The sequence below is a fragment of the Pseudogemmobacter sp. TB195 genome, assembly GCF_058313095.1.
Map to the genome: position 1 here is coordinate 1 of NZ_JBZEGG010000081.1, position 1,463 is coordinate 1,463.

1 protein-coding gene is annotated in these 1,463 nt (G+C 59.5%); it reads left to right on the top strand.

Annotated elements, in window-relative coordinates; genetic code table 11:
- The first annotated feature begins 78 nt into the window (after nucleotides 1-78).
- A complete protein-coding gene (locus AC4FS3_RS28645; RefSeq protein ID WP_122114529.1) occupies nucleotides 79-1,440 on the top strand; it encodes an ISKra4 family transposase in 1,362 nt (453 codons plus the stop codon).
- Nucleotides 1,441-1,463: the final 23 nt, after the last annotated feature.

Sequence of the window (1,463 nt, forward strand, 5' to 3'; positions counted from 1 at the left end):
CGGGAGTGGACAAAACATGGGGGTCATCTTCGTCGTTGCGGCCCGTGCTAAGGTGAGTTCTTTGCGTGTGGGGCTGCCATGGACGTACGGATTACAATCGAAACTACCTTCGACAACGGGGAGAAGCGCACTCATCAGCTTGACGGCATTTCACGACCCTACCGGGTGACCTGTCCAGACGGGATCGGGTTGCGCCTCGAGGATGGGAAGAGGGTTGTCGAACAGATTCAGCGGGCAATTCTTTGCGATCAGGTTGAGGAAATCATCCGAGAAAGCCGCGTATGCCCGGATTGCGCCTCGGTTCGTGCCATTCATGACTATCGCACGCGCGATCTCGACACGCTCTTTGGGCGGGTTCGGGTCAAAGCCGCGCGCTTGCGCCGCTGTTCGTGTGATGCCAGGTCAGCGGCGATGCCCGGCGGACCTATTTCTCCGCTGGCCTATTTCTTTCCTGACCGGGCTACCCCGGAGCTGCAGCGGCTCCATGCGGAACTCGGGTCCCGGCATTCCTTTCGCGAAGCCGCGCGGCTGATGAAAAGCTTCCTCCCCTGCCATCCGCCCCATCACACCACGGTGCGTGACCGGTTGGGAAGAGTAGCCACGGGGCTCGAGAAAAGTCGAAGGGCATCAGGCGATCCCGCTGAAGCACTTCCCAAAGGGGGTTTGACGGTTTTTCTGGACGGTGCGCATATCCGCTGTCGACCGGAGTATCAGCAGCGACACCTGGATCTTGTGGTCGGTAAGATTGAAAGTCGCAATATGTGCCGACGATTTGGCTTGGTCGCCAATGCGACGGCATCGCCAGGCAGCCGGATGCGAGAAGAGCTGTCAGACTTTGGATGGAAGCCGGGCCGTCTGTTGACGGTAATCTCTGATGGCGAGCTTGCTCTCCCGAACCTCATACGGAATGCCATGGGTGGCGACGGCCAGGTGAAGCATATCCTCGACTGGTGGCACATCTCGATGCGTATTCGACATGTCGAGGCCGCCGTTCAGGGTCTGGTCCAGATACCGGGATTCACTGGAATTCCGGTGCTGTTCCAGCGCCCCGCGAAAAGCCTTCGCTGGTGGCTGTGGCATGGCAGAGCACGGGTCGCGGAAACTTATCTGAAAGGGCTCATGCACGATTGCACCCGCCTTGCGGAAGAACCTTTGGCTGTCCGCACCGCTGCCGCTCGTGTGCAGGCCCGATGCGGGACACTGTACACCTATCTCGCGAACAACATGGAATCCCTTGTCGACTATGGTCGACGGTACCGTAACGGGCTGCCCATCTCGTCATCTCGTGCCGAAGGATCAGTCGATGACATTGCCAATGCCCGCATGGGAAAGCGCAGAAGGATGCGGTGGTCGCCCAAAGGGGCTCACCGAGTAGCCGTCACAAGGGCCGCAGTTCTCGATGGTCGGCTGACCGTCGCAAACAGAAAACGCGCCGCATGACCCCCATGTTTTGTCCACTCCCT